This is a genomic window from Nocardia sp. NPDC003726 (assembly GCF_053586955.1).
Window position 1 is genome coordinate 175,299 of record NZ_JBSFNF010000010.1, and the last position, 24,242, is coordinate 199,540.

At 69.8% G+C, this 24,242-nt stretch carries 25 protein-coding genes; 12 read left to right on the plus strand and 13 right to left on the minus strand.

Annotated elements, in window-relative coordinates; translation table 11 throughout:
- Positions 1-63 precede the first annotated feature (63 nt).
- The 5 genes from aceA (at position 64) to ACWDMM_RS16255 (ending at position 6,404) form a co-directional block, all read left to right on the plus strand.
- On the plus strand, positions 64-1,353 hold the full coding sequence (aceA, locus tag ACWDMM_RS16235; RefSeq protein ID WP_067797205.1) for an isocitrate lyase: 1,290 nt from the start codon (positions 64-66) through the stop codon (positions 1,351-1,353).
- A 385-nt stretch (positions 1,354-1,738) separates the two neighbouring features.
- On the plus strand, positions 1,739-2,608 hold the full coding sequence (locus ACWDMM_RS16240) for a 3-hydroxybutyryl-CoA dehydrogenase (RefSeq protein ID WP_063017438.1): 870 nt from the start codon (positions 1,739-1,741) through the stop codon (positions 2,606-2,608).
- 394 nt (positions 2,609-3,002) lie between these two features.
- Positions 3,003-5,309 (plus strand): 5-methyltetrahydropteroyltriglutamate--homocysteine S-methyltransferase, encoded by a 2,307-nt coding sequence (gene metE / locus ACWDMM_RS16245; RefSeq protein ID WP_195080664.1) that lies wholly within the window; start codon positions 3,003-3,005, stop codon positions 5,307-5,309.
- Positions 5,310-5,415: 106 nt separating this feature from the next.
- On the plus strand, positions 5,416-5,838 hold the full coding sequence (locus tag ACWDMM_RS16250) for a VOC family protein (protein WP_195080663.1): 423 nt from the start codon (positions 5,416-5,418) through the stop codon (positions 5,836-5,838).
- Positions 5,838-6,404: a TetR/AcrR family transcriptional regulator gene (locus ACWDMM_RS16255; RefSeq protein ID WP_195080662.1), complete on the plus strand. Its 567-nt coding sequence runs from the start codon at positions 5,838-5,840 to the stop codon at positions 6,402-6,404. Before ACWDMM_RS16250 ends, ACWDMM_RS16255 begins: the two co-directional genes overlap by 1 nt.
- Here ACWDMM_RS16255 and ACWDMM_RS16260 read toward each other — a convergent pair.
- Positions 6,394-7,719, minus strand: a complete 1,326-nt coding sequence (locus tag ACWDMM_RS16260; protein ID WP_449938096.1) for a tetratricopeptide repeat protein — start codon at positions 7,717-7,719, stop codon at positions 6,394-6,396. The two genes, ACWDMM_RS16255 and ACWDMM_RS16260, sit on opposite strands and share 11 nt — an antisense overlap.
- A gap of 112 nt (positions 7,720-7,831) precedes the next feature.
- On the minus strand, positions 7,832-8,395 hold the full coding sequence (locus ACWDMM_RS16265) for a TetR/AcrR family transcriptional regulator (RefSeq protein ID WP_195080660.1): 564 nt from the start codon (positions 8,393-8,395) through the stop codon (positions 7,832-7,834).
- A gap of 119 nt (positions 8,396-8,514) precedes the next feature.
- Between ACWDMM_RS16265 and ACWDMM_RS16270 the strand changes: the two genes are divergently transcribed.
- Entirely contained in the window at positions 8,515-9,807 is a 1,293-nt protein-coding gene (locus ACWDMM_RS16270; protein ID WP_195080659.1) for a phthiocerol/phthiodiolone dimycocerosyl transferase family protein, read from the plus strand.
- 119 nt (positions 9,808-9,926) lie between these two features.
- Here ACWDMM_RS16270 and ACWDMM_RS16275 read toward each other — a convergent pair whose 3' ends face one another.
- Positions 9,927-11,120 carry an AI-2E family transporter gene (locus tag ACWDMM_RS16275; protein ID WP_323124548.1) on the minus strand — a complete coding sequence of 398 codons (1,194 nt, stop codon included), beginning with the start codon at positions 11,118-11,120 and terminating at the stop codon, positions 9,927-9,929.
- A 73-nt stretch (positions 11,121-11,193) separates the two neighbouring features.
- The gene (locus ACWDMM_RS16280) at positions 11,194-12,246 is read right to left on the minus strand and encodes an NAD(P)-dependent alcohol dehydrogenase (RefSeq protein ID WP_195080658.1); all 1,053 of its coding nucleotides are present in this window, start codon (positions 12,244-12,246) and stop codon (positions 11,194-11,196) included.
- A gap of 157 nt (positions 12,247-12,403) precedes the next feature.
- Between ACWDMM_RS16280 and ACWDMM_RS16285 the strand changes: the two genes are divergently transcribed.
- Positions 12,404-13,528 (plus strand): S1C family serine protease, encoded by a 1,125-nt coding sequence (locus ACWDMM_RS16285; protein WP_195080657.1) that lies wholly within the window; start codon positions 12,404-12,406, stop codon positions 13,526-13,528.
- A gap of 6 nt (positions 13,529-13,534) precedes the next feature.
- Here ACWDMM_RS16285 and ACWDMM_RS16290 read toward each other — a convergent pair whose 3' ends face one another.
- The 3 genes from ACWDMM_RS16290 to ACWDMM_RS16300 all read right to left on the minus strand — a co-directional run bounded on the left by ACWDMM_RS16290 (position 13,535) and on the right by ACWDMM_RS16300 (position 15,609).
- Positions 13,535-14,101 (minus strand): vitamin K epoxide reductase family protein, encoded by a 567-nt coding sequence (locus ACWDMM_RS16290; RefSeq protein WP_195080656.1) that lies wholly within the window; start codon positions 14,099-14,101, stop codon positions 13,535-13,537.
- Positions 14,098-14,865: a DsbA family protein gene (locus ACWDMM_RS16295; RefSeq protein WP_195080655.1), complete on the minus strand. Its 768-nt coding sequence runs from the start codon at positions 14,863-14,865 to the stop codon at positions 14,098-14,100. Before ACWDMM_RS16295 ends, ACWDMM_RS16290 begins: the two co-directional genes overlap by 4 nt.
- 168 nt (positions 14,866-15,033) lie before the next feature.
- Entirely contained in the window at positions 15,034-15,609 is a 576-nt protein-coding gene (locus tag ACWDMM_RS16300) for a TetR-like C-terminal domain-containing protein (protein ID WP_449938103.1), read from the minus strand.
- A gap of 92 nt (positions 15,610-15,701) precedes the next feature.
- On the opposite strand from ACWDMM_RS16300, the gene ACWDMM_RS16305 reads away from it, so the two are divergent.
- Complete coding sequence (locus ACWDMM_RS16305) at positions 15,702-17,039, plus strand: carboxylesterase family protein (RefSeq protein ID WP_357112621.1); 1,338 nt, start codon at positions 15,702-15,704, stop codon at positions 17,037-17,039.
- A 21-nt stretch (positions 17,040-17,060) separates the two neighbouring features.
- Here ACWDMM_RS16305 and ACWDMM_RS16310 read toward each other — a convergent pair whose 3' ends face one another.
- Genes ACWDMM_RS16310 through ACWDMM_RS16325 form a run of 4 tightly spaced genes read right to left on the minus strand, consistent with a single transcriptional unit; the run spans position 17,061 to position 19,749 of the window.
- Positions 17,061-17,909 (minus strand): polyphosphate kinase 2 family protein, encoded by an 849-nt coding sequence (locus tag ACWDMM_RS16310; RefSeq protein ID WP_449938108.1) that lies wholly within the window; start codon positions 17,907-17,909, stop codon positions 17,061-17,063.
- A gap of 27 nt (positions 17,910-17,936) precedes the next feature.
- The gene (locus ACWDMM_RS16315) at positions 17,937-18,662 is read right to left on the minus strand and encodes an ESX secretion-associated protein EspG (RefSeq protein ID WP_195083177.1); all 726 of its coding nucleotides are present in this window, start codon (positions 18,660-18,662) and stop codon (positions 17,937-17,939) included.
- On the minus strand, positions 18,659-19,315 hold the full coding sequence (locus ACWDMM_RS16320) for a hypothetical protein (protein WP_323124658.1): 657 nt from the start codon (positions 19,313-19,315) through the stop codon (positions 18,659-18,661). The genes ACWDMM_RS16315 and ACWDMM_RS16320 overlap by 4 nt, the downstream gene beginning before the upstream one ends.
- 41 nt (positions 19,316-19,356) lie before the next feature.
- Complete coding sequence (locus ACWDMM_RS16325; protein WP_195083176.1) at positions 19,357-19,749, minus strand: hypothetical protein; 393 nt, start codon at positions 19,747-19,749, stop codon at positions 19,357-19,359.
- 177 nt (positions 19,750-19,926) lie between these two features.
- On the opposite strand from ACWDMM_RS16325, the gene ACWDMM_RS16330 reads away from it, so the two are divergent.
- Together ACWDMM_RS16330 and ACWDMM_RS16335 are read left to right on the plus strand one after the other, a co-directional pair.
- Positions 19,927-20,667 (plus strand): GntR family transcriptional regulator, encoded by a 741-nt coding sequence (locus ACWDMM_RS16330; RefSeq protein ID WP_357112614.1) that lies wholly within the window; start codon positions 19,927-19,929, stop codon positions 20,665-20,667.
- A gap of 61 nt (positions 20,668-20,728) precedes the next feature.
- Complete coding sequence (locus tag ACWDMM_RS16335) at positions 20,729-20,920, plus strand: hypothetical protein (RefSeq protein ID WP_357112611.1); 192 nt, start codon at positions 20,729-20,731, stop codon at positions 20,918-20,920.
- A gap of 70 nt (positions 20,921-20,990) precedes the next feature.
- Here ACWDMM_RS16335 and ACWDMM_RS16340 read toward each other — a convergent pair whose 3' ends face one another.
- Complete coding sequence (locus ACWDMM_RS16340; protein ID WP_195083173.1) at positions 20,991-21,881, minus strand: SDR family oxidoreductase; 891 nt, start codon at positions 21,879-21,881, stop codon at positions 20,991-20,993.
- A 256-nt stretch (positions 21,882-22,137) separates the two neighbouring features.
- Between ACWDMM_RS16340 and ACWDMM_RS16345 the strand changes: the two genes are divergently transcribed.
- On the plus strand, positions 22,138-22,908 hold the full coding sequence (locus ACWDMM_RS16345) for a hypothetical protein (protein WP_195083172.1): 771 nt from the start codon (positions 22,138-22,140) through the stop codon (positions 22,906-22,908).
- A gap of 73 nt (positions 22,909-22,981) precedes the next feature.
- Positions 22,982-23,605 carry a TetR/AcrR family transcriptional regulator gene (locus ACWDMM_RS16350; RefSeq protein WP_449938115.1) on the plus strand — a complete coding sequence of 208 codons (624 nt, stop codon included), beginning with the start codon at positions 22,982-22,984 and terminating at the stop codon, positions 23,603-23,605.
- Here the strand turns inward: ACWDMM_RS16350 and ACWDMM_RS16355 are convergent.
- Complete coding sequence (locus ACWDMM_RS16355) at positions 23,602-24,237, minus strand: class I SAM-dependent methyltransferase (RefSeq protein ID WP_449938118.1); 636 nt, start codon at positions 24,235-24,237, stop codon at positions 23,602-23,604. The two genes, ACWDMM_RS16350 and ACWDMM_RS16355, sit on opposite strands and share 4 nt — an antisense overlap.
- Positions 24,238-24,242 lie beyond the last annotated feature (5 nt).

Sequence of the window (24,242 nt, forward strand, 5' to 3'; positions counted from 1 at the left end):
CAGTACGAGCTGTTTCGTAGCTCGAACCGGGCGGCGGCACCGAACGAAGAAGTGGAGTCACAGATGTCGACCACCGGCACCCCGAGGACCGCCGCGGAAATCCAGAAGGATTGGGACACCAACCCCCGCTGGAAGGGCGTCACCCGTAACTACACCGCGGAGCAGGTGTCGAAGCTCCAGGGCACCGTCGTCGAGGAGCACACCCTCGCCCGCCGCGGCTCGGAGATCCTTTGGGATCTCGTCAACAACGAGGACTACATCAACTCCCTCGGCGCCCTCACCGGCAACCAGGCCGTCCAGCAGGTCCGCGCCGGTCTGAAGGCCATCTACCTGTCGGGTTGGCAGGTCGCCGGTGACGCGAACCTCTCCGGCCACACCTACCCCGACCAGTCGCTGTACCCGGCCAACTCGGTTCCGGCCGTGGTCCGCCGCATCAACAACGCGCTGCTGCGCGCCGACGAGATCGCCAAGATCGAGAACGACACCTCCGTGTCGAACTGGCTGGCCCCCATCGTCGCCGACGCCGAGGCCGGCTTCGGTGGCGCGCTGAACGCCTACGAGCTGCAGAAGGCCATGATCGCCTCCGGCGCCGCCGGTGTGCACTGGGAGGACCAGCTGGCCTCCGAGAAGAAGTGCGGCCACCTGGGCGGCAAGGTGCTGATCCCGACCCAGCAGCACATCCGCACCCTGACCTCCGCGCGTCTGGCCGCCGACGTCGCCGACGTGCCGTCGGTGATCATCGCCCGCACCGACGCCGAGGCCGCCACCCTGATCACCTCGGACGTGGACGAGCGCGACCGTGAGTTCCTGGACGGCACCCGCACCCCCGAGGGCTTCTTCGGTGTGAAGAACGGCATCGAGCCCTGCATCGCGCGTGCCAAGGCCTACGCCCCCTACGCCGACCTGATCTGGATGGAGACCGGCGTGCCGGACCTCGAGGTCGCGCGCAAGTTCGCCGAGGCCGTCCGTGGCGAGTTCCCGGACCAGCTGCTGGCCTACAACTGCTCGCCGTCCTTCAACTGGAAGGCCCACCTGGACGACGCGACCATCGCGAAGTTCCAGCGTGAGCTCGGCGCGATGGGCTTCAAGTTCCAGTTCATCACCCTGGCCGGCTTCCACTCGCTCAACTACGGCATGTTCGACCTGGCCTACGGCTACGCCCGCGAGGGCATGACCGCCTTCGTCGACCTGCAGGAGCGCGAGTTCAAGGCCGCCGCCGAGCGTGGCTTCACCGCCATCAAGCACCAGCGTGAGGTCGGCGCGGGCTACTTCGACACCATCGCCACCACCGTCGACCCGAACACCTCGACGGCCGCGCTGAAGGGCTCGACCGAAGAGGGTCAGTTTCATTAAGCCGCGACTCCGCGCGGCGTGTTCGCGGCCCCTGTGAGTCTCGCGTCCGAGCGTCCGCTGCTCGCGCCTGCGGCGCATGCGCACCGGACACTCGGACGCGAGACGGGCCGCGAACGGCGCTCGATGGCCTCGCGCGTGGGTGGTTGCGTAAGCAGCCGAACTCACGAACCGATGCCCACAACCGGTACTAGCCGAGGGAAGTGAGGTTCCCGACGTGAAAACCGACATTCCTCTACTCCGGTAGGGGTGTACTGCCCTCCCCGCTGAACAGCCCCGGCGGGGAGGGCATCCCTATACCTTGGACCATCGAAGGACGCGCTCACACCGGAGCGAAACCTTCGCAGACCAGCCACCCCAGAGCCAGACAACCCAGCAGGAGCGGGACGTGAGCAGCGAAAAGATCCAACGCGTCGGCATCATCGGCGCCGGCCAGATGGGCGCCGGAATCGCGGAGGTGTGTGCCAGGGCGCACGTCGACGTACTGGTGTACGAGCAGACCCGGGAACTGGCCGCGGCGGGCCGCGCACGCATCCTGCGGTCCCTCGATCGCGGTGTGAGCAGCGGCAAGATCACCGAGCGCGAGCGCGAACAGGCCGCGTGGCGGCTGCGGTTCACCTCCGACCTCGGCGACTTCGCCGACCGCCAGCTGGTGGTCGAGGCGGTGCTCGAGGACGAGAAGGTGAAGACGAGTATCTTCGCCGAACTCGACAAGGTCGTCACCGACCCCTCGGCCGTGCTGGCCTCCAACACCTCATCCATCCCGATCATGAAGATCGCGGTCGCCACGGCGAACCCCGAGCGCGTGGTCGGCATGCACTTCTTCAATCCCGTCCCGGTGCTGCCGCTGGTCGAGCTGGTCACCACGCTCAAGACCAGCGAGTCGGTCTCCGCGCGGGCCGAGGCCTTCGCCGGCGACGTGCTCGGCAAGCAGGTCGTTCGCTCGGCCGACCGCTCCGGTTTCGTCGTCAACGCGCTGCTGGTGCCGTACCTGCTGTCGGCGATCCGCATGGTGGAGTCCGGTTTCGCCACCAAGGAAGACGTCGACAAGGCGATGGTGCTCGGCTGCGCCCACCCGATGGGCCCGCTGGCGCTGACCGACCTTGTCGGCCTGGACACCGTGAAGTCCATCGCCGACTCCATGTACGGCGAATTCAAAGAGCCGCTGTACTCGGCCCCTCCGCTGCTGATGCGCATGGTGGAGGCGGGACTGCTCGGCAAGAAGACCGGCGCGGGCTTCTACCAGTACCGTGCTTGATTTGCAGCGCCTGCGGCGCTGCATGTTCGCGGCCCCTGGGAGTCTCGCGTCCGAGCGTCCGCCGCTCGCGCCTGCGGCGCATGCGCGACGGACACTCGGACGCGAGACGGGCCGCGAACGGTGCTCGTAAGACTCGCACCCGACGGGGCTGAGAATGCGAGCACAACTATCTGCCAGCGGGTGCGCCGCGGCGATGGCTCCCAGCCGGTGGCGCTGTCCGACCTCGACGCGGAGCCGACCAGATCGGTGTCGCCGAGCCGGTGACGGCAATCGGCATAAGCTGCAACAGCCGGGCAATGGCGACGGTTCGGCTGGGTATCCGGAGCGCAGCGCCGGATCGATCCGTCGATCCCGGCAAGGGCCGCGCAGGTGATCGAAAGAAGGTATCCCGCTCATGGTGAACGTGACCGACGGCTACGGGTCGAGCATCCTCGGCTATCCCAGGATCGGGCCGCACCGGGAGCTCAAGCGGGCGCTGGAGGCCTACTGGCACGGTTCGCTCGAGCGCGAGGAGCTGCTCGCGGTCGGCCGGGAGATCCAGGAGACCCAGTTCAACGAGCTGGCCGCCACCGGATTGACCCAGGTGCCCGGCAACACCTTCTCCTTCTACGACCACGTGCTCGACAACGCGCTGCTGTTCGGCGCGGTGCCCAAGCGGTTCGAGCCGTATCGCGAAGGCCTGCATCCACTGGACTTCTACTTCCTGATGGCCCGCGGCCGGCCGGACCTGCCGCCGCTGGAGCTGGTCCGGTTCTTCGGCACGAACTATCACTACCGCCAGCCGGAAGTCGACGCCGACACCGAGTTCTCGCTGCACCCGGAGGCGCTGCTCGACGAATTCGACCGCGCGAAGGCGGTGGGCATCGAGCTGCGGCCGGTGGTCATCGGCCCGGTGTCGCTGCTGCTGCTGTCCAAGGCCGGGCACATCCCCGGTGAGTCCGGCGGATTCGACACGCTGAGCCTGCTGGACAAGCTGCTGCCGGTCTACGAGGAACTGTTCGAGATCCTCGCCAAGCGCGGCGCCACCTGCGTGCAGCTGGACGAGCCCGCGTTCACCAGCGAGCGCACGCCCGCGGAACTGGCCGCGTTCGAGTCGGCCTATCAGCGGCTCGGCAAGGCCCCGCTGCGCCCGCGCATCCTGGTCACCGGACAGTACGGCGACTTCGGCGAGGCGCTGACCATCCTCGCGAGCACGAACATCGAGGCGATCGGCCTCGACCTCGCCAGCCACCGGATGCGCCCGGAGGATCTGGCGCGGGTGCCCGGCATCCGCCGCAAGCGCCTGTACGCGGGCGTGATCAGCGGACGCAACGTCTGGCGCGCCGACCGCTACGTCACGCTGGAATACCTCAACGAGCTGGCGCAGGTGTGCCCCGATCTGGTGGTCTCGACCGGCACCACGCTGCTGCACGTGCCCTACGACCTGCTGGTCGAATACGACCTCGACGGGCACGTCGCCGACCGCCTCGCGTTCGCGAAACAGAAGGTGGGCGAAGTGGTCTCGCTCGCGAAGGCGCTCACCGAAGGCCCCTCGGACAAGTGGCGCAAGCGGCCCACGGAGGTGCACTTCAAGCAGAAGCACGCCGTGCGGCAGCGGGTCTACGCCATCACCTCGGACATGCGCTCGCGGGAGCCCTACGAGGTGCGCCGGGAAGCCCAGCAGCGCAAGCTGAACCTGCCGCCGGTGCCCGCCACCACGCTCGGCTCCTTCCCGCAGACCGCCCGCATCCGCCAGGCGCGCTATGAACTCGGTCAGGGCCGGTTGTCCTACGAGGAGTACCGCAAGCGGATCGAGGCCGAGATCGAGGCCACGATCCGGTTGCAGGAGGACATCGGCCTGGACGTGCTGGTGCACGGCGAGCACGAACGCAACGACATGATCCAGTACTTCGCCGAGCTGCTCGACGGTTTCGCGACCACCCACTTCGGCTGGGTGCAGGTGTACGGCTCCCGCTGCGTGCGGCCGCCGATCATCTACGGCGACGTGTCGCGGCCCGCGCCGATGTCGGTGGACTGGATCACCTACGCGCAGTCGCTCACCGACAAGCCGGTCAAAGGCATGGTCACCGGGCCGGTCACCATGATCGCCCGCTCCTTCGTCCGGCAGGACCAGCCCCTGCACGAGACCGCCGACCAGGTGGCGCTGGCCATCCGCGACGAGGTGGTCGACCTGGAGAAGGCTGGCATCGCGATCATCCAGGTCGACGAGCCCGCGATCCGGGAGATGCTGCCGCTGCGCCCTGAGGGCCGCGCCGAGTACTTGCGCTGGGCGATCGGCGCGTTCCGCCTGGCTACGTCCGGGGTGCAGGCGGAGACCCAGATCCACACGCACATCGGGTATTCCGGCCGCGCCGAGGTGGTCGAGGCGATCGAAGAACTGGACGCCGATGTCACCGCCATCGTCGCGACGCGCTCGATCGACTGGGTGCTGCGGGCGCTGAAGGAGGACTGCGCCACCGGTCACGGACTCAGCCACGGCGTCGGCCCCGGCGTGTACGAGAGCCGGTCCGCGCGGATCCCGGATATCGACGAGCTGGACGAATTGCTCACCGCGGCAGCCGAAGCGGTGACGCCGCAGCGGTTGTGGGCGAATCCGGACGGCGGCCTGAAGACCCGGCACTACTGGCAGCTGGAGCCGTCGCTGCGCAACATGGTCGCGGCGGCGCGTCGCGTCCGCAGGCGCGTGGAGTCCGCCGAGTGAGCTGATCAGAAGGTGCCGAGGGCCGTCTTCGTTCGATCGAACGGGGACGGCCCTCGGCATTTCTTCGGTGCCGATTTCAGTACAGTCCGTACTGTATCGTTGAACTATGGACACCGATGACAGCTGGCCCGACTCTCTGCGCGTCGCTCAGGTCCGTATCGCCCGCCCGACCGACCGGCTCGACGAGGTGGTGCGGTTCTATGTCGAAGGGCTCGGCCTGCGCGAGCTCTACCGCTTCCACGACCACGCGGGCTACGACGGGGTGATGGTCGGATTGCCAGGAGCCGGGTACCACCTGGAATTCACCACGCATGTGCACGGCAGCCCTGGCGACGCGCCGAGCCGGGAGAACCTGCTGGTGCTCTACTTCGCGGGCGAGTCGCACATGTACGACGTCGCACAGCGGCTCGGTGAGTTCGGCGTCGAACCGGTGGAGGCGGAGAATCCGTTCTGGGCCGCCAACGGAGGCTTGACCTTTCCCGATCCGGACGGCTGGCGTGTTGTCCTGATGCCGCGCCCGGTGTTCTGATGGCGGGGCGAACCCGTGACGACCGCATCGACACCGCGGTGCTCGCCGCCGCGCGTGAACTGCTCGACGAGGTGGGATACGCGGACTTGTCCATCGGCCGGGTCGCGGCGAGGGCGGGCCTGCACCGACCGGCGATCTACCGCAGATGGCCGTCGAAGCGGCACCTGGTGGTGGACGTGGTCGCCGGACTGCTCGGCGTGCGACCGACCCCCGACACCGGCGACCTGCGCGCCGACCTGACCGGCGCCATGCGAGATCTGGTTGCGGCCCTGCGCGATACGTCGCTGCACCGGGTGCTGCCCGCGCTGGTCGCCGACCTGTCCGGTGACGAGCGGTTGCGCGCCCATTTCCTGGCCACCGTCTTCGAACCGCGGCGGCAAACCACCGCGACGGCGTTGCGCTCGGCCATCGCGCGCGGCGAAGTGGACCCGGACATCGATCTGGATTTCGTGCTGGACGCGGTCGCCGCGCCGATCTACTACCGGGCGTTGTTCGGGCACCTGCCGCTCACCGACGAACTCGCCGAGCGGTCGGTCGCGGCCGTGCTGCGCGCGATCAGCCGCTGACGGCGGGCAGCGTGCTGAGCGTCGCGAGCACCTCGGTGGCGGCGTCGGCCACCGCGGCGGCCTCGGCCATGGCCAGCGCGGCCGCGGTGGCGGCACGCACGCGCGGCAGCAGCGCCAAGCAGGCCGCGGCGGCGGCGCGGTCGGCCGGGGTGAGCTCGGCGTCGTCCTCGGCGGCGGATTGCCATGCCGCGGTGGCGATCACCTCGTGCAGCCAGTTGAGCAGATCCAGGCGCAGCGGTTGCGGCTCGCGCAGCCAGGCGCGGGCGTAGGTCACGTCGGTGCGCTCGTGCAGCAGGGCGCCGAGCACGACCTCGGCGGCGGGCGCGGTGACGGAGTAGATCGAACCCTGGTGCAGCACGGCGGAGTACAGGAAGACGATCCCGCGCGCCTGCTCCTCGACGACGGCGCTGATCAGGTCGGCGAGCATGGCGGGAGCGTCGCTCGCCGATCCGTGGGCGTGCGCCAGCCCGGCCCAGTCCGTCTCGCGCAGCACGGTCGCCGCGCGTTCGTGGTAGATCGGCGCGAGCGCCGCCGCCGTCCGGACGCGGGCTTCGGCATCCGTCGAATCGAGGGCGCGCTGGAAGGCCGCCAGCGCCACGTCCGGCTCGCCGAGCTGCTCGCTGAACACCCCGATGTCGAAACTGGCCCGCGCGGCCACGGCGGGATCGTCCGCTTCGGCCAAGGACCGGCTGACCTCCCTGGCCCCCGCCAGATCGCCCGCCTCGCTCAGGTGCTGGACCAGGTCGCCCGCGACGATGAGCGACTGCTCCGCCGGCCAGCCGTCGATGACGGTGCGGTAGGCGGCTTTGACGCCGTCCAGGTCGTCGGCGGTGCGCAACAGGTAGGCCAGGTTGGACAGGGCGAGCCGCGCGATGTCGCCGGGGCCCGCGTCGATCGCGTGCTGGTAAGCCAGGCGCGCCGAGTCCGCGTCCCCACGCTTGGCGCGCGAATAACCGAGATTGATCCAGGCCCGCGGCGCCGCGTCGGGATGACCGGATTCGGCGGCGCGCTCGTACATCGCTTCGGCCGCCGCGGTGTCGCCGCGCTCGGCCAGCAGCAGGCCGAGGTTGTAGGCCGCGCGCGGCGCCGCGTCCTCATGGCCCGAGTCGACCGCGACGTGGTAGGCGCCTTCCGCGGCCGGTTTGTCACCCGTCGCGCTGAGCAGCCCGCCGAGCTCGGCGGCGGCCAACGGCGCCCAGTTCGGATGGCCGGAGGCGATGGCGATCTGGAACGCCTCGCGCGCGGCCGCCACGTCGTTGCGCCTGCGGTGCATCTTGCCGAGGTCGAAGGCCAGGTCCGGCGGCCGCTTCAGCATTGTTCCCATCCAGCCTCGGCACCGAGTGGTGCGATCCTTTTCCGAGAAGTTCTACATCGGCGGGCGACCCATGGCTACCCGAGGCGTGGGATACGCCGGGACGACCGGCGGTTCAGTCGCCGAGTTCGGTTGCGAGAGCGCGCAATCCGGCGATCACCTCGTCGGGTGACGGCGCGTGTTCCGGATCGACCAGCCACTGGGCCATGAGACCACCGATCAACGCGTGCAGCACAGCGCCGACGGCGCGGTCGGTCGCCGCGCCTCGGGTCGGGCCGAACAGCTGCCAGAGCTGCTCGCGAGCGTTTTCCTCCGCGATCGCCAGCTCGGCGCGCACCTCGGGGGAGTGCAGCGCCTGCGCCATACCTTCGATATTCGCCGACCAGAGCGGACGGTCCTCGACGAACGAAGCGATGAGCTCGCGCCAGAAGACTTCCAGGCGCGCCGCCGGTGTCACGGGGTCGTCCTGCGGCAACGCCGCGGCGATCCGCTGTACCGCTTCCGCGCTGGATTCGATCATCGCCTGGTTGAGCAGCTTGTCCCTGGTGCCGAAGTGGTAGTTGATCGCGGCCAGGTTGCTGCCGGAGGCGGCGACTATCTCGCGCACGGTCGTGCGCGCGTAGCCGCGCTCGGCCAAGCACCGCTTGGCCGCGGCGAGAAGGTCTTCGCGGGTTCCCACCCCAGCACCTTAGCAAGGGGCCATACGAACGTTTATGACGATCGTTTCAAACATTTGTATGTGACAAGTGTTTGAAACATGCGTATGTTGGGCTCATCCCCGCGAGAAGGAACGAGATGATGACCGATCAGCGCCCCCTGTCCCCCTTCGAAAGCAGCTACTTCGGCTCCGACACCAGAATCGGCAGCATCCCGGTGGGCGGCATGCCGCTGTTCATCGGTTCGACCGTGCGAGGCGACCTCGACGTGTCCGCGCTACGCCGCGTGATCGCCGACTTGGCGGCCGCGCATCCGCTCCTGCGCAGCGAACAGGTGGACGCCGGGGGAGTGCGATGCTTCCGGCGCGACGACTCCTACCGGCCCCGCTTGACGATCACCGAGGGCGGCGAGCCGGAGTACCTGAATTTGCTGAACACGCCGCAGGACTGGACCGGAGGGCTGTTCCACGCGCATCTCCTGCGCGACGGCGAGCACGATCGGATCGTGCTGGCCATCCACCACGGCATCGCCGACGGCAGATCCGCTTTCGCGTTGCTCGCGCAACTGTGGGAGCGGTACACCGCCCAGGTGACGGGTGCGCCCGCACCACACGCGAATCCGGATCAGAGCTTGCCCGAGGCGATGGACACCAGGCTGGCGCGCATCGTCTCCGCCGAGGAGGTCGCCGGGCTGCTCGACCTGATGCGCGCGGGCGCGGAAATGATGACCGCCGATCTCACGCCGCGACAGCTGCCCCATCTCGGTGAGGGCGCGCACCGGCCGAACCGGTTGACGCTGGAGCGCATCGAATTGGACGACATCGAGACCGCCGCGGTGATCGCCGCCGCCCGAGTCCACGGCGTCTCGGTGAACAGCCTCGTCGCGGGAGCGGCATTCGCCGCCTTCCGAGCCCGGCTGCAGCCGTCGGCGGGAGCGCTGCCGATGGTCTGCGGCCACGCGGTCGACGTCCGGGCGGATCTCGTGCCGCCGCTGCCCGCGAGCACCGTGCTCAACTGCGTGTCGGGGGTGGGCACATTCGCGCTCGTCGACGCGGACGCCGACCCGATCGCGCTGGCACACGCGGTGGCGTCGGGCATGCGCGCCTCGGTCGAGCGCAAGGAGGCACTGCTGATGATGCTCGCCGCCCAGCAGGTCGGCGACCCGGCGACCGCCGCACTGCTCTCGGCGCCGAATACCTTCGCCATCTCGAACATCGGCCGCCTGCAGGCCCTTTCGGTTCCGCCGCGGTTGCGGATCGTCCGCAACGACGTCTTCGCGATGGTGGCGGGCATGCCGCCGAAACTCACCGTGTTCACCATCGGCGACCGGATGACCATCCAAGTGGAATACGACACCGCGCGCCACAGCCCGGCGCAGCTGGGCGAAGTACGCCAGGCGCTGATCCGGACCTTGGCTACCGTCCGCGCCGCCTAGCTACGCGCCGACGCACCACCGACAGCTCGTGACTTCAGCGGATCACGCAGGGAGCGCCCGGCCGGGTTCGGCCGGATCATTCGAACGCCACGGCATGCGTCGTCTCACCCGGTCGCGAGTCAGTCCGAGCGGTCGTGACGACCCGCGAAACGAAGCGTCAACTGCCTGGCGAACTTCTTGCGGCGCTTTGGCGAGCCCGTCCGGCGATCGATGTCGGCCTCCACGTCGGCCGGGACGTCGTAGCGGCGGATGTACGCGCCGGAGAACGCCTGCACCGTCGCGGTCACCGGGATGGCGAGCAGCGCGCCCGTCGCGCCGAGTAGCGCGGCGCCCGCCAGCACCGCCCCGAACGCGACGGCCGGGTGCATGTCCAGAGTGGTGGCGGTGATGCGCGGTTGCAGCACATAGTTCTCGAACTGCTGGTAGAGCACGATGAAGCCGAGGATCCACAGCGCGGTGCTCGGCCCGTGCACCAGACCCACGATCACCGGGAGCGCACCGGCGAGATAGGTGCCGACCGTGGGGATGAACTGGGAGACCACGCCGACCCACAGCGCGAGGGCGAACGCCGACGGCACGTCCAGCAGTCGCAGCATGACGTAGTGCGCGAGCGTCGAGGCGAGCGCGAGCAGTCCGCGGGAATAGATGTAGCCGCCGGTCTTGTCCACCGCGATGTCCCAGGCGCGCAGGACGTGCCGCTGCCGCCGTGGCGGCAGGAGCGAGCAGACGGCGGTGCGGATCCGGGGCCCGTCGGCGGCGAAGTAGTAGGTGAACAGCAGGATGCCGAGACCCTGGAACAGCGCCCCGAGAGCGGCCGTGCCGATGCCCCAGACGTTGCCCGCCAACCCGGTGAGATAGCCCTCCAGGGTCGAACTCCAGTCGGTGGCGTACTTCTGGATGTCCGTACTGGACAGATCCTTGTGGAAAGTGTGGTTGATCCAGTCCACGCCCCGGTCGGCGTATTCGGGCGCGTGCTGCACCAACGTGGTGACCTGCTCCACCAGCAGCGCACCGAGCGTCCAGAAGAAGGCGACGACGAGGGCGGTCAGGCCGAGGAATACCAAACCGGTCGCGGGGCCGCGCCGCATGCCGCGCCGCGCCAGCGAATTCACCGCCGGTTCGATCGCGAAAGCCAGGAACAGGGAGACCAGCAGAATCGTCAGCAGGCTCCGCAGTCGCTCGAGCACCCAGAAGGCGGCCAGCAACCCGGTGACCGTCGCGGCGGCGAGCAGGAACGCGCGTGGCAGCCACGGCGGCATGCCGGGTGCGGCGATGGCCGGTTGTGGCGTCTCGTCTTCGTCCTCCGCGGGCACAAGGCCAAGGTACCCACGCCGCGAGCGGTTCGCGGCCAGACACCGCGCGGCCGCGCCGGTGCGGAGAGCGGGCTCACATGGTGGAGACGTCGATGACGAACCGGTAGCGCACGTCGCTGGCCACGACCCGGTCGTAGGCGCCGTCGATCTCGTCGGCGGCGATCAGCTCGATCTCCGCGCCGATGCCGTGCTCGGCGCAGAAGTTCAGCATCTCCTGGGTCTGCGCGATCCCGCCGATCATCGAGCCGGCCAGCGAGCGGCGGTACGCGGCGAGGTTGAACGGCTTGACGCTCATCGGGTGCTCGGGCAGGCCGAGGATCACCAGGGTGCCGTCCAGGTTCAGCAGGCGCAGGTAGTCGTCGATCGGCAGGTTCGCCGAGACCGTGTTGAGGATCAGGTCGAACCGGCCGCGCAGCTCGCGGAAGGTCTGCTTGTCGCTGGTGGCGTAGTAGCCGGTCGCGCCGAAGAGCTTGCCGTCGTCCTGCTTGCTCAGCGAGTGGCTCAGCACGGTGACCTCGGCGCCCATCGCGGCCGCGAGCTTCACCCCGACGTGGCCGAGCCCGCCCATGCCGATGATGGCGACCTTCTTGCCCGGCCCCGCGCCCCAGTGCCGCAGCGGGGAGTACAGCGTGACGCCCGCGCACAGCAGCGGCGCCGCGACGTCCAGACCGATGCCGTCGGGGATGGCGACCACGAAGTTCTCGGTCACCACGATCTGCGTCGAGTAACCGCCGAGCGTGTGCCCGCCGGGCTCGACCGCCGGGTCGACCGGCGTGTTGTAGGTCATGGTCGCGCCCGCGGTGCAGTACTGCTCCTCGTCGGCCAGGCACGGCGCGCAGACGCCGCAGGAATCGACCATGCAACCGACGCCGACGCGATCGCCGACCCGATGCTTGGTCACCGCGGATCCGACCGCGGCGACCACGCCCGCGATCTCGTGACCGGGCACGCAGGGGTAGCGGGTGCGGCCCCACTCGTCGCGCGCGGTGTGGATGTCGGAATGGCAGATACCCGCGAACTTGATGTCGATCAGCACGTCGCGCGGGCCCAGGTCCCTGCGTTGGATCGTGACCTTCTCGAACGAGCCATCGGGAGTGGACAGGGCGTAGGCGGCGGCAGTGCTCATGAGGACATGCCTACCGCCGCATGGGTGCGGTTGCCAACTGTGACACGAAAAGGACACGCTCACGGGCCGTTTTTCCGGCGGGCTGCCCGGTTCGATGATCTTCGGCGCGCGCAGCGGCGACAATGGGTTCGGGAGGTTCGGCCGAGGCGGGAGAGCCATGGACGAAGAACGGCAGCAGTGGATCGGGGCGCGGCGCGCGCCGGGCGGTGGCCGGGTGTTCGTGCTGGTCGTCACGCTCATGATCATGATCGCCGCGTTCCTCGGGTATCGCGGCGATCTCCCCGCCCGCGATCGGACCGGCCCGGCCGGGACGGCGGCCTCGGTCGTGTTCGCTCCGCCCGAGCCGCTCGACGCGGGAGTGGTCACCGCGGCGGTGCGGCCCGCGCTGGTCAACATCAACGCCTCGGCCGAACGATCCGGGCCGGGTGCGGCGGGGTCGGGCATCGTCCTCACCGCCGACGGCGAGGTGCTCACCAGCCATCACGTGGTCAAGGGCGCCGACACCGTGACCGCGACCGATGTGGGCAACGGCAAGGCCTACGACGCGGTGGTGCTCGGCTACGACGCCGAGGCCGACATCGCCCTGCTCGACCTGTCGGCGGCCGACGGGCTGCCGACCGCGACCATCGGCAGTTCCGGCGCGTTGCGGCTGCGTGAGGAGGTGCTCGCCATCGGCAACGCGGGCGGCGCCGGCGGGCCGCCCACCGCGGTGCACGGCCCGCTCACCGACCTGGACAGCGCCATCGTGGCGATCAACGCCGCCGATCTGTCGCGCAAGGCGCTCAACGGGATGCTGGAGGTGGCGGCGGCGGTCACGCCGGGACAGTCCGGCGGAGCCCTGGTCGACCACAAGGCGTCGGTCGTCGGCGTGATCGCCGCGGCGTCGGGCGACGGGGCGCGCACCGCCGACCATCCGGCGAACGGCTACGCGGTGCCGATCGACGCCGCGATGCGAGTGGTCCAGCAGATTCGCTCGGGAACCCCCACCGACACCGTGCACATCGGCCCGACGGCCACGCTCGGCGTGCTCGTCTCCAACGCGCTGCCCGCCGGGACCGGTGCCCGCGTGGACATGGCGATCTACGGCATGCCCGCCTTTGCCGCCGGTCTGGCCGCAGGAGACGTGATCACCTCGCTCGACGACCACACCGTCACCAGCGCCCAGTCGCTGCGCACCGCGCTGAACAGGCGCAAGCCCAACGAGACCGTCCGATTGGGCATCACCGGCGCCGGCGGCGCGCGCACCGTGCCGGTGGCGCTGGTCCAGGGACCGCCGAACTGATCGGTCTCAGACCAGCGACAGCCAGTAGTCCTGGAAGCGCAGGAACACCAGCACCAGCACGACCGCGAAGAACAGCGCGACGATCGTCCAGCGCCACTCGGCGAGCACGCCGAGCGGACCGCGCGAGCGCCCCCACAGCTGGTCGGTGCTCACCGCGAGCAGCGGCGTGATGATCGCCCACACCACCATGCAGTACGGGCACAGCGCGTTGATCCGGTACAGGCTCTGGAAGATCAGCCAGCAGATGAACCCGACGCCGAGCAGGGTGCCCAGCCACATCCCGCCCCAGACCCAGCGCGGGAAGCCGACGCCGGCCACCGACAGCACGCCCAGTGTGACGACGACCGAGAACCCCACGATGCCCATCAGCGGGTTCGGGAACCCGAAGATCGAGGCCTGATCGGTCACCATCACCGACCCGCAGGACAGGATCGGGTTGATGCTGCACGACGGCGTGTAACCGGGATCGGTGAACAGCTTGAACCGTTCCACGGTCAACGCCACCGCGGCCAGCCAGCCGGCCAGCCCGCCGATCAACAGGACCCACGCGGCCCGGGGCCCCGCGGCGATCACTGGCCCGCGGCGGCGCTGATCACGGGTGCGAGGCCGCCTGCGCCGAAGATCTGCTGGCTGGACTCGACCTTCTTGCCGTTCACGAACACCGACGGGGTGGACTGGATGCCGCTGTCCAGCACTTCCTTGGTGCGGGCCTGGACGTACTTGTCGTACTTGTGGTCGGTGATGCACTGGGCGACCGCGTCGTCGGTGTAGCCGGCGCTCTTGGCGATCTGGACCAGCTGATCGTCGGGCAGGCCGGCGCCGCCCTCCGCGGGCTGCTGGGCGTACATCGTCTTCAGCCAGGCCTGGTACTTCGACGGGTCGGCTTCGGCGACGCAGTAGGAGGCGTTGGCCGCGCGCGAGGAGTAGCGCGTGGTGGACGCCTTGTCCAGGAAGGCGATCACGTTGTATTCGACGACCGCGGTGCCGCTGGCGACCGCGTCCTCGAGCACCTGCCCGTTCGCCGCCTCGAACGCCTTGCAGGCGGGGCACTGCAGATCGGCGACGACCCGCACGGTGACCTTCGCGTCCGGCTTGCCGACGCGGACGGCGCCGTTGTCGGTGATCGAGGCGGGCACGGCGCCCGCGGTCGCGGCGATGGACGGGGTGGGTCCTGGATCGTCCTTGCGGTTCTTCTTCACCGCGATGCCGATGCCGATCGCCGCGATCAGCGCGACGAGCACGGCGGCGACGGCCACCTGGATCAAGATCTTGCGGTTGCGGTCGGCGCGTTCCGCCGCCAGCAGCGGGTTCGACTTCCCACCCTGGTTCTTGCTCACCGTGCGCTCACCACGCCTTTCGCTCGCCGGACGGTTTTCCTGCCGCCACGATCGTAGATCCGCCGACCATCTCCCCGGGTGATCGGCCCACAGCCGTCATCATCGTCGGCCTACCTGAGAGATTCCGAAATATCCGGTCCTGCTGCCGCGAACCCGATCCGGCCCCGTTCAGCGCGGCAGGATGCCCATAAGCACGAGCGCGACGGCGTCGCGTGCCAGGTCCGGCGGCAGCTCGCCGTCGAACTGGGTGACGTACAGGTGGACCAGCCCGCCGAGGGCCAGCATGGTCAGCCGGGGATCCACGGTCGCCGCCACGTCGCCGCGTGCGACGGCGCGCCGGACGATCTCTTCGGACGACGCCAGCCGCCGGACCCAGAATTCGCGCCGGATCGCCTCGACGTCGGGATCGGATTCGACGAGCACGCTGCCGCGGATCAGGGCCCGGCCGGACGGCGTGCGCGCGAAGCGGATGAGATCGGTCGTGAACCGCTCCAGATCGCCGCGCAACGACCCGGTGTCCGGCAGCGGGATCTCTTCGGCCACCCGCGACAGCAAGGCGTCCAGCAGCAAGCGGGGCAGCGTCTTCCAGCGGCGGTAGATCGATGTCTCGTGCACGCCCGCGTCGGCGGCGACGTCGGCGACCCGCACGGCGCCGATGCCCGCCGACTCGATCCTGGCCAGGGTCGCGTCCAGCACGGCTTCGCGCAGACGCGCGCCGCGGATCTGCGCGGGGGGCTTACTCACCGGGCGATTATCGCAAGTTTTCTTGCGTTATGTGGCGGCGGCCCTTAGCGTGTGCTATCGCAAGTCGACTTGCGATAGAAGGCGAGAGTGGTATGGACGAGGTGATCGCGCCTTCCGGGCGCTGGCGGGGTGAGGCTCGCGGCGAGGTCGCGGTGTTCCGTGGCATCCCCTACGCGCGGGCCGAGCGATTCGGTGCGCCCGAGCCGGTCGCGCCGCCCGAGGGGGTGTACGACGCGACGCGCCCCTACGCGATCGCGCCGCAGCTGCCGGGACGGCTCGAGAGTGTGATGGGGCGGGCGGACCCGCTCGAGCAGTCGGAGGACTGCCTTGCGGTCACCGTCACCGCACCCGTGGCCGCCGAGCCGGGCGGACGTCCGGTGCTGGTGTGGTTGCACGGTGGCGCCTACCTGGCCGGCAGCGGGCAGTGGAACCTGTACGACGCGGTCCGGTTCGTGGGCGAGACCGGCGTTGTCGTCGTGTCGGTGAGCTACCGGCTCGGCGTGCTGGGTTATCTCCGTGCCCCTGGCGTGTCGGCGGGGAATCTCGGCTTGCTCGACCAGATCGCGGCGCTGCGGTGGGTGCGCGCGCACATCGCCGAATTCGGCGGCGATCCGCGGCGCGTCACCGTGGCGGGACAGTCCGCGGGCGGGCAGTCGGTCGTCGCGCTGCTGGGGATCGCGACGGCACGGTCGCTGTTCGCCGGGGCTGTCGTGCAGAGCGCGCCCTTCGGCATCGGATTCCACAGCCATCGGAGGGCCGAGAGGGTGGGAGCGATGTTCCTCGCCGAACTCGACGCCGATCCCCGCACCGCGTCCCTGCGCGAACTGCTCGCCGCGCAAGGACGCACCGTTCGCCGCTGCGCCGGGCCCGGCGCGCTGAATTCGGCGCCGCCCTTCTTGCCCGTGGCCGACGCGGGACCGCTGCCCGGCGAGCACACCTGGCGAGCAGCGGTGCGCGCCGCCGCCGCCGATCTGCCGGTCCTCCTCGGTTGCACGCAAGAAGAGGCGCGCGCCTTCTACGGTGGCCCGCATCCGGTCTTCGGCAGGCTCCGGCGACTACCGGTGCTCGGAGCCCGGCTGGACTCGGCGGCACAGCGGCTGATCGGGCGAAAGGCGTTCGAGGACGGCATGTTCCGATTCGCCGATGAACTGGCCGGCGCCGGGGCGCGCGTGTACTGCTATCGAATGGGACAGCTGCACCCGGAGAACCCCTACGGCGCCTGCCACTGCATCGATCTGCCGCTGCTGTTCGCCGACGGCGACACCTGGCGCGCCGCCCCGATGCTCGCGCCGCTCACCCCTGCGCAGATCGATGAGCTGGGTGCCGGAACCCGCCGGTACTGGGGTGAATTCGTGCGCACCGGCCGGATCGGCGACACCGGCTGGACGCCGCATCGACCGGGCTCGCGTTTCGTCCGGCACTTGCCATGACCGCGCTCGTGCCGCCGGACGCTAGGCCTGCGCCAGGCGCCACTTCTGGAGTTCGACGTCGAAGGTCGGCGGGGGCCAGTCGAGTTCCAGCCGCTCGAGTGTGGCGATCAGCAGTTCGGTGACGGCGAGGCGGGAGTACCACTTGCGATCGGAGGGCACGACGTGCCATGGCGCGTACTCGGTGGACGTGCGGTCCAGCATCGCCTGGTAGGCGTCCTGATAAGCGGGCCAGAACGCGCGCTCGTCGATGTCGGACGGATCGAACTTCCAGAACTTGTCCGGGCGTTCCAGCCGCTCGGCCAGGCGTCGCTTCTGTTCGTCGAGCGAGACGAACATGGCCACCTTCACCAGCGAGGTGCCCTCGTCGACCAGTTCCCGCTCGAACGCGTTGATCTCGTCGTAGCGCGGCTCCCACACCGTCGGCGGGACCAGATTGTGCACCCGCACCACGAGCACGTCCTCGTAGTGCGAGCGATCGAACACACCGAGCTGGCCCGCGCGCGGCAGCGCCTTGCGGATGCGCCACAGATAGTGATGGCGGCTCTCCTCCGGCGTCGGCACGCCGAACGCGGCGTGGTCGACGCCCTGCGGGTCGACCGAGCCGATGACGTGCCGGACGATGCCGCCCTTGCCCGCGGTGTCCATGCCCTGCAGGATCAGCAGCACGTTGCGCCGGTCGCCGCCGGCTCGGCCGTTGGCGTACAGCTTCTCCTGCAGATCCGACAGCACCTGGGCGCGTTCGGCGAGCAGGGCGACGCCTTCCTTCTTGCCGCCGGTGAACCCCGGCGTCCCTGAGGTGTCCAGCTCGGCCACGCGCAAGCCGTCGGCTCGCAAAGCCTCGGTCGGCGGCACCGTCCACTGCTCGGGCATGGCTCAACAGTAGTTGTCGCGCCCGCCTCACACTTGCGCGAGCCGCAGCAGCTGTGTGGCGAACTCCTCGTCGGACACCGGGGTGAGGGCGAGATCGTGCGCGGTGGTGAGCAAGTAGCGGCCGTCGCCGGTGAAGTCGAGCCAGGTGCGATGGCGGGTGGGCGGGGACATCGGGTTCTCCGGTTCCACCGTGACGGTGATGAAGCCACGCCCGTCCACCGGCTTGCGCAGGACTTGGCGGAACTTCGCCGCGCCGCGATGGCCATTGGTGACGAACGGCTCGGTGCGATCCGCATTCAGCACGGCGTCCTGCGGCTCGCGCATCGGGGCGAGTCTTCCCGGCCGCGCCGGGCCGATGACCTGCACCAGTCGTTCGCCCACGGCACGGGCGTGGCACATCTGTACGGTCACTCGCTGCGGTGTGGCGACCAGAATGCTCGCGTGATTGTGCACCACGGCGGCGAACGCGAGAATCCGTTCGGACTCGGCGCCGTCGCCGTCGCGCGCGAGCGCCGTGCGTTCGCCGGAGACGGTGATGGTGGTCGCGTCGTTGCGCGCGCAGAGCATCAGGGCGGCGGCCAGGTCCGGGTCGGCTTGGCGGGCGAAGCGCTGCGGCAGGCGGAGGGCGTGGTATTCGGACTCGGTCCGCGCCGTGGCCGACGGGACCATGTTGACCGGGTAGGGCCTGCGGTCCAGGCCGGTTTCGTTCGTCCAGACATGCGTGAACTCGTCCGGGCTGAGCACCCATTTCACCGCGTGCCGCCTCCGCGGACGGAATCCGGATCGCCGGGTGCGTTGTCGGAACCTTCGCGCGGCCGGGGGAATCGGGGAACGCGGTCGCCGGTGGCGGGCATGGTCGGGGTGTAGACGTAAGTCATCGTGTCCCGGACATCCGCCTCGATGTCTGCCGCCGCACTGTCGTGTTCCATCCTACGTTTTCCACCGTAAACCGCTTCGGCGGCCGGGTCCGCCAGCGGCCGATACCGCTGCGGCGGCGCGATCGCGCCCCGGACCGTCTGCGCGGCATCGCTATTCAACTCCATCAGCCGGGCGACCGCCCGGCACACGTCGTGCACATCCCCGCCCGCGCGGACGAACTGCCTGGTCGCGCCCACGGCGGCGTCGGCAGCCCGGCCCGACCAGCGCGCGAACTCGCGGTTGGTGGCATCGGAGAAGGCCTGGAACGCGTCGGCCACCGCGGTAGCGTTGGCCTGCCATGCCGCGGCGATGCGGCCGAGCGCCGCCGGGTCGAGCGCCTCGTGCACCAGATCCCAGATCTGCTGATGGGTGTAGGCGCCGAACAGTTCCCGATCCGGCGCGTAGGCGGGATCGGTCGCGTCGTCGGTGAATCCGGCCAGTTCCTGCCGGATGCCGTCGGCGGCGGCGCGTGCCGCGGGGTCTGCCATCCGTCGTCCCCCTCAGTCGGTCCCGGCGCGCGGGTGCGCGCTCACCGGGGCTCCAGATATTCGGCGACCAGCCGCAGCGCGGCCTGATTGGCCGCCTCGGCGTCGGCCAGCCGGTTGGCCGCGGCGAGATACGCGGCCTTGAACAGCAGCGCCGTCTCCTGGAACGCGGCCAGGGTGTCCAGGTATTGCCGTCCCTTCGCGGCGAACCCGCGGGTGAGGCCGTGTCCGGTGGGCAGATCGGGAAAACCGCTCACCTCGGTGACGAGGTGTTCGTCGGCCATCGCGCGGCCCAGATCGTCGACCAGCCGGTCGCACGCGGCGGCGAGATTCTCCGCGACCGCGGTGTCCAGTTCGAACCTCTCGCCCCCACCTGCGCCGATGGCCGCCGCGTACAGCTCTCGCGCCGCCCCCTGCCCGGTATCGGGTACCGCCACCTGGAAGCCCCCTTCCGCTCGGTCCTGTTCGTACCGCGCTGTACTGGCGTCGCACTTTACCGGGCGGTACAGCGCGGCGGACGGCCTCGGTGCGCGCTTGTGCGCAGGCCCCGGCGCCCGGCTCCGCCGTTGTTACACTGACCAGCGGTCCGAGGGGTGGTGTGGGGAAGGCGACCGGTGGCCGGAATCGACGGGGCAGTCCCGAAATATCTACAGATCGCCGAGCATTTGCGGGATCTGATCGAGCGCGGGGAACTGGCTCCCGGCGCCGAGGTGCCGTCGGAGCGCGAACTCGCCGCGCGCTGGCAGGTGGCCAGACCCACCGCTGCCAAGGCGCTGAATGCGCTGCGTCAGCGGGGAATCGTCACGTCCCGGCGTGGGTCGGGCACCTATGTGGCCGAGCGTTCGGCGTTGATGCGGGAGAGCGCGCCCCGATACGGACCCGCGCCCGAAAGCGAATCGGTGACCGTGCTGAGAGCCGAAATGCTGGAAGGGTCGCGGTATGTCACCGAATCGCTCGGCTTACCCGCGTCGAGCGCGGTGTTCACGCTGGAAACAGTGTGCGCGAACGACTCTCGGAACAATCGCCTGATGACCTGTTGGTATCCCGGTGAGCTCGCCGAGGGTGCGCTCGGGTCTGGGCCCGCGTCCGATTCGGGTGGAGTCGCGCGGTATTTGGCAGACGCCATCGGACGCGCCGCCGTGGTGGTGCGCGAGAGCGTCGGCGCCCGGCTGGCCACGGATGACGAGCGGCGCCGTCTCGCGCTGCCGGATCCGGCGGCGGTGCTGGTCGTGCGGCGCACGGTTCTGGACGGACGCGGCGTCGCGCTGGAGTACCGCGAAAGCGTCCACCCACCCGGCCACCCGATCGAGACACGCGAGTATCCGGCCAGGTCAGCGGCCGATTTCCGCCGTTGACACCCCCGCTCCGCAACTGGCATAGTCCACTTGTCGGGAGTGGCGAAGGGTGGGAGGGGCGATGTCCGATCAGTTGACCGTCGGCGGCTGGGTGGTCGTGGGGGAGCAGTGCTCGGTCCGGCTGGCCCCGGTGCCGGGCGGCGACTTGCTGGCCTTCGTCTTCGAAAGCAGCGGAACCGAATTCGAATTGGCCCTGGCCCCGGCGATCCTGCACCGCATGGTGGATCTCGGCGCCGCCTCGTCGGCACGGTGACAGCGCGGGCCGTCACGGCATCCGGAAACCTTGTGCCCGAGACCGCTTTTCGGCTGAGTAGGCAGTGGTTTCAGGCGTCGATGAAAAGGTCGTTGGCCAGCTCGCCCGCGCCCGGCACGACCCGATAGTGGTCCAAGTCGATGCGCCCATGGGAAGCGAGGACTTCCTCGTCCAGCAGCAGCTGGCCGGTGTAGGCGTTCGCGGGGCTGGTCACGATCAGCAAAGCGGCATCCGCGCAGATGAACGGGTTGCGGGACGCGGCGACGGCCTCCGCGCCGCCGAGCAGGTTGCGCACCGCGGCGGTGTCGATCTTCGTGCGCGGCCACAGCGAGTTCACGGCGATGCCGTAGCGCCGGAACTCGTGTGCCAGACCGATGGTCGCCACGCTGACACCGTATTTGGAGACGGTGTAGGCCACCCCGTTGCCCACGTGCTCGGGATTCATGTTCAGGGGCGGGGAGAGGGTGAGGATGTGGGGATTCCGCCCGGCCAGGGCGGAGGCGCGCAGATGCGGCAGCGCCAGCTTGGACAGCAGGAACGGCGCGCGGACATTGACGGCTTGCATGTGGTCGTAGCGCTGCATGCCGATCTGCTCGGCGCCGGTGAGGTCGACCGATCCCGCGTTGTTGACCAGGATGTCGATGCCGCCGAAGCGCTCGGCGATGCGATCGACCGCCTCCGCCATGGCCTTGTCGTCGCGCACATCGGCCACCAGCGGCAGCACGGCGCCGCCCGCCGCCTCCGCCTCCGCGGCGGCGGTGTGAATGGTGCCGGGCAGTTTGGGGTGTGGCTCCTGGGTGCGTGCGATCATCGCGACGTTCGCGCCCTCCGCGGCGAACCTGATCGCGATCGCCAAGCCGATGCCACGGCTGGCGCCGGTCACGACGGCGGTCCTGCCCGCGAGCAGATCCCCGGTCGCCTCTCCTGGAGCGGACGCGGGCGTGGGTAGGGGACTGTTCATGGCTGGGTCCTCTGGCTGGAACTCGATCTTGTCGAGTGAGGCTAGCTGGCATTCGCCGGGCGCGGGGACGGATCGTCGTCCACACGTCGTTCGCCCCAGGAGGAGGCGGCCGCATCCCCGGCGTGCTCGAAGGCTGGTACGCGGCAGCGGTCGAAAGAGCAATCGAATTTTCTGTGTGATCCATGGAACCGGCGATAGTCGGGATGCGTCAGTAACAGTGACGAACTTTTGCCTGGACGTGAACAACGGAGGTGCGATGGCTACCCGGACGGTGCCGCGGCCTCCATTCCCGCCGGCGCTACTCGCCGATCTGCATGCGGGCAATGTGACCGCGGCGCAGCGCGAGCGGTTGTGGCCGATCGTCTCGTGTGATCCAGAAGCGTCGCGGTATCTGCGCGGGCTGGACGAGATCAGCGCCGAGCTGGGTGCGCTGAATCGGGACGAACGCGCCATCCACGCCATGCCGGAGGACGTCACCGCTCGGCTCGCCCGATTCATCGGCACCCTGACGGCGCCCGAGAACGCCACGGTTCATGAGCTGTCGCGTGTCCGTGCGGGCCGATTCCGCCGCGATGGCAGATGTTCCCGTTCCGGCGCGGTTCCCGCGTCCACTGTCGACGAGCGCCGCCGCACCGGGGCGCGCAGGTTCGCCGCGGCAGCCGCGGTGATCGTCACCGTCGCCGCGGCGGGCTCGGTCGTCTCGACGATGGACGGCCGTGACGCCCCTGTCCCCGCCGCGCGTCTCGCCGTCGGCGACGACGAACTCACCGCCACCCTGGCGCTCGGCACGCTGGGCCGCCACACCGTCACCGGCTTCCTGTCCGACCCGGAAGCGTTACGGCGCTGCGTCCGCGCGAACGGGCTCGACCGCGCCGTGCTCGGTTCTGCCGACATCGCGTTCCAGGGTGATGACGCGGTGCTCGTCCTGCTCAACGGTCCGCGCCCGCCCGCCATCACCGTGCTGGTCGTCGGAACCGGCTGCGACACCGGTGCGCCGCAGCGAAAGGTGGTGCGGGACATCGGCTGATCTCGTCGCGGCAGGTCACCTGTGCGCAGCGCACGGCAGCCTGGCCGTAGCGCGGTAGGCTATGACAGTCGTCATGGCCGAGGGAGGAGAAGGGGTGGCCGAAACGCCGCAGGCGCGGGATCGGATGGTGGCGGGCGCGGCCGACATGATCCGCCGCCACGGTTTGAACGCGACCAGCGTGCGGGAACTGGCCAAGCACGCCCAAGCGCCGCTCGGCTCCACCTACCACTACTTTCCCGGCGGCAAAGCGCAACTTGCGGCCGAAGCCGTGCGCTTCGCCGACACCCTGACCGCCCGCGAACTGGCGCAAGGACTGGCGGCCGGACCGGTCACCGGATTGCGGACGTTCGCGGACATGTGGCGAAAGGTGCTGGAAGACAATAATTTTCAGGCCGGATGCCCGGTGCTCGCGGTCTCGATCGAGGCGCAGGGGGATGACGGCGGGCCGCAGCGGGCCGCGGCGGCCGCGTTCGAGAACTGGACCCGGCTGTTCACGCGGTCGTTGCGCGACCAGGGCGCGAGCGCGTCCGACGCCGAGCAGACCGCCACCCTGATCATCGCCGCGGTCGAGGGCGCGGTGGCGATGTGCCGGGTTGAGCGCGGCACCCGCCCGCTCGACCGCACCGTGGACAAGCTCGAATTCCTGATCCGAGCCATCACCGGCGCTCGAGCGCCGCGCCCGAACGCGGCGACCTAGCGTGCGGGTTTCGTCGCGCTGACGTACTGCAGCAGGCGATGGACCCGCTGGTCGATCTCCACCAAACCCTCCTCGGCGAACAAGGCGGGAAAGGTCCGGCCGCCGAACACCCGCAGTCCGCTCAAACCGCCCACCACGCGGCTCACCTCACCGATCGGGTTGGCGGCACGGTGGCTGGTGGTGATGGCGATGCGGCCACCGGGTGCGAGGACGCGGATCATCTCGCGAGCGGCGACGAGCGGGTCCGGGATGAGGTAGAGGGCGCCGAAACAGCAGACCGCGTCGAAGGTTCCGTCCGCGAACGGGAGTCTGCGCGCGTCGCCGCGCAGATATCCGACGCGCGGTCCGGCGTTGTCCGCGACGGCGCGCGCCAGCATCGGCTCGGAGTAGTCCAGGCCGATCGCGTAGCCGTCGCCGGACAGCTTCTCACTCAGGTACCGGGTGAAATTGCCCGGCCCGCAAGCGATGTCGAGCACCTTCTGCGCGCCGCCGAGCCGCAGGGTCGCGACCGCGTCACGCCGGTCGGACGCGGTGGTCCGCCCGCTGGCGAGGTAGAACAGGGCCGGCCGCCACGCTCGCTCGTACACCGCGGCGAGCGCGGGGGCGTTCATCGTCTTCCGTGCGAGATTCACCGGAA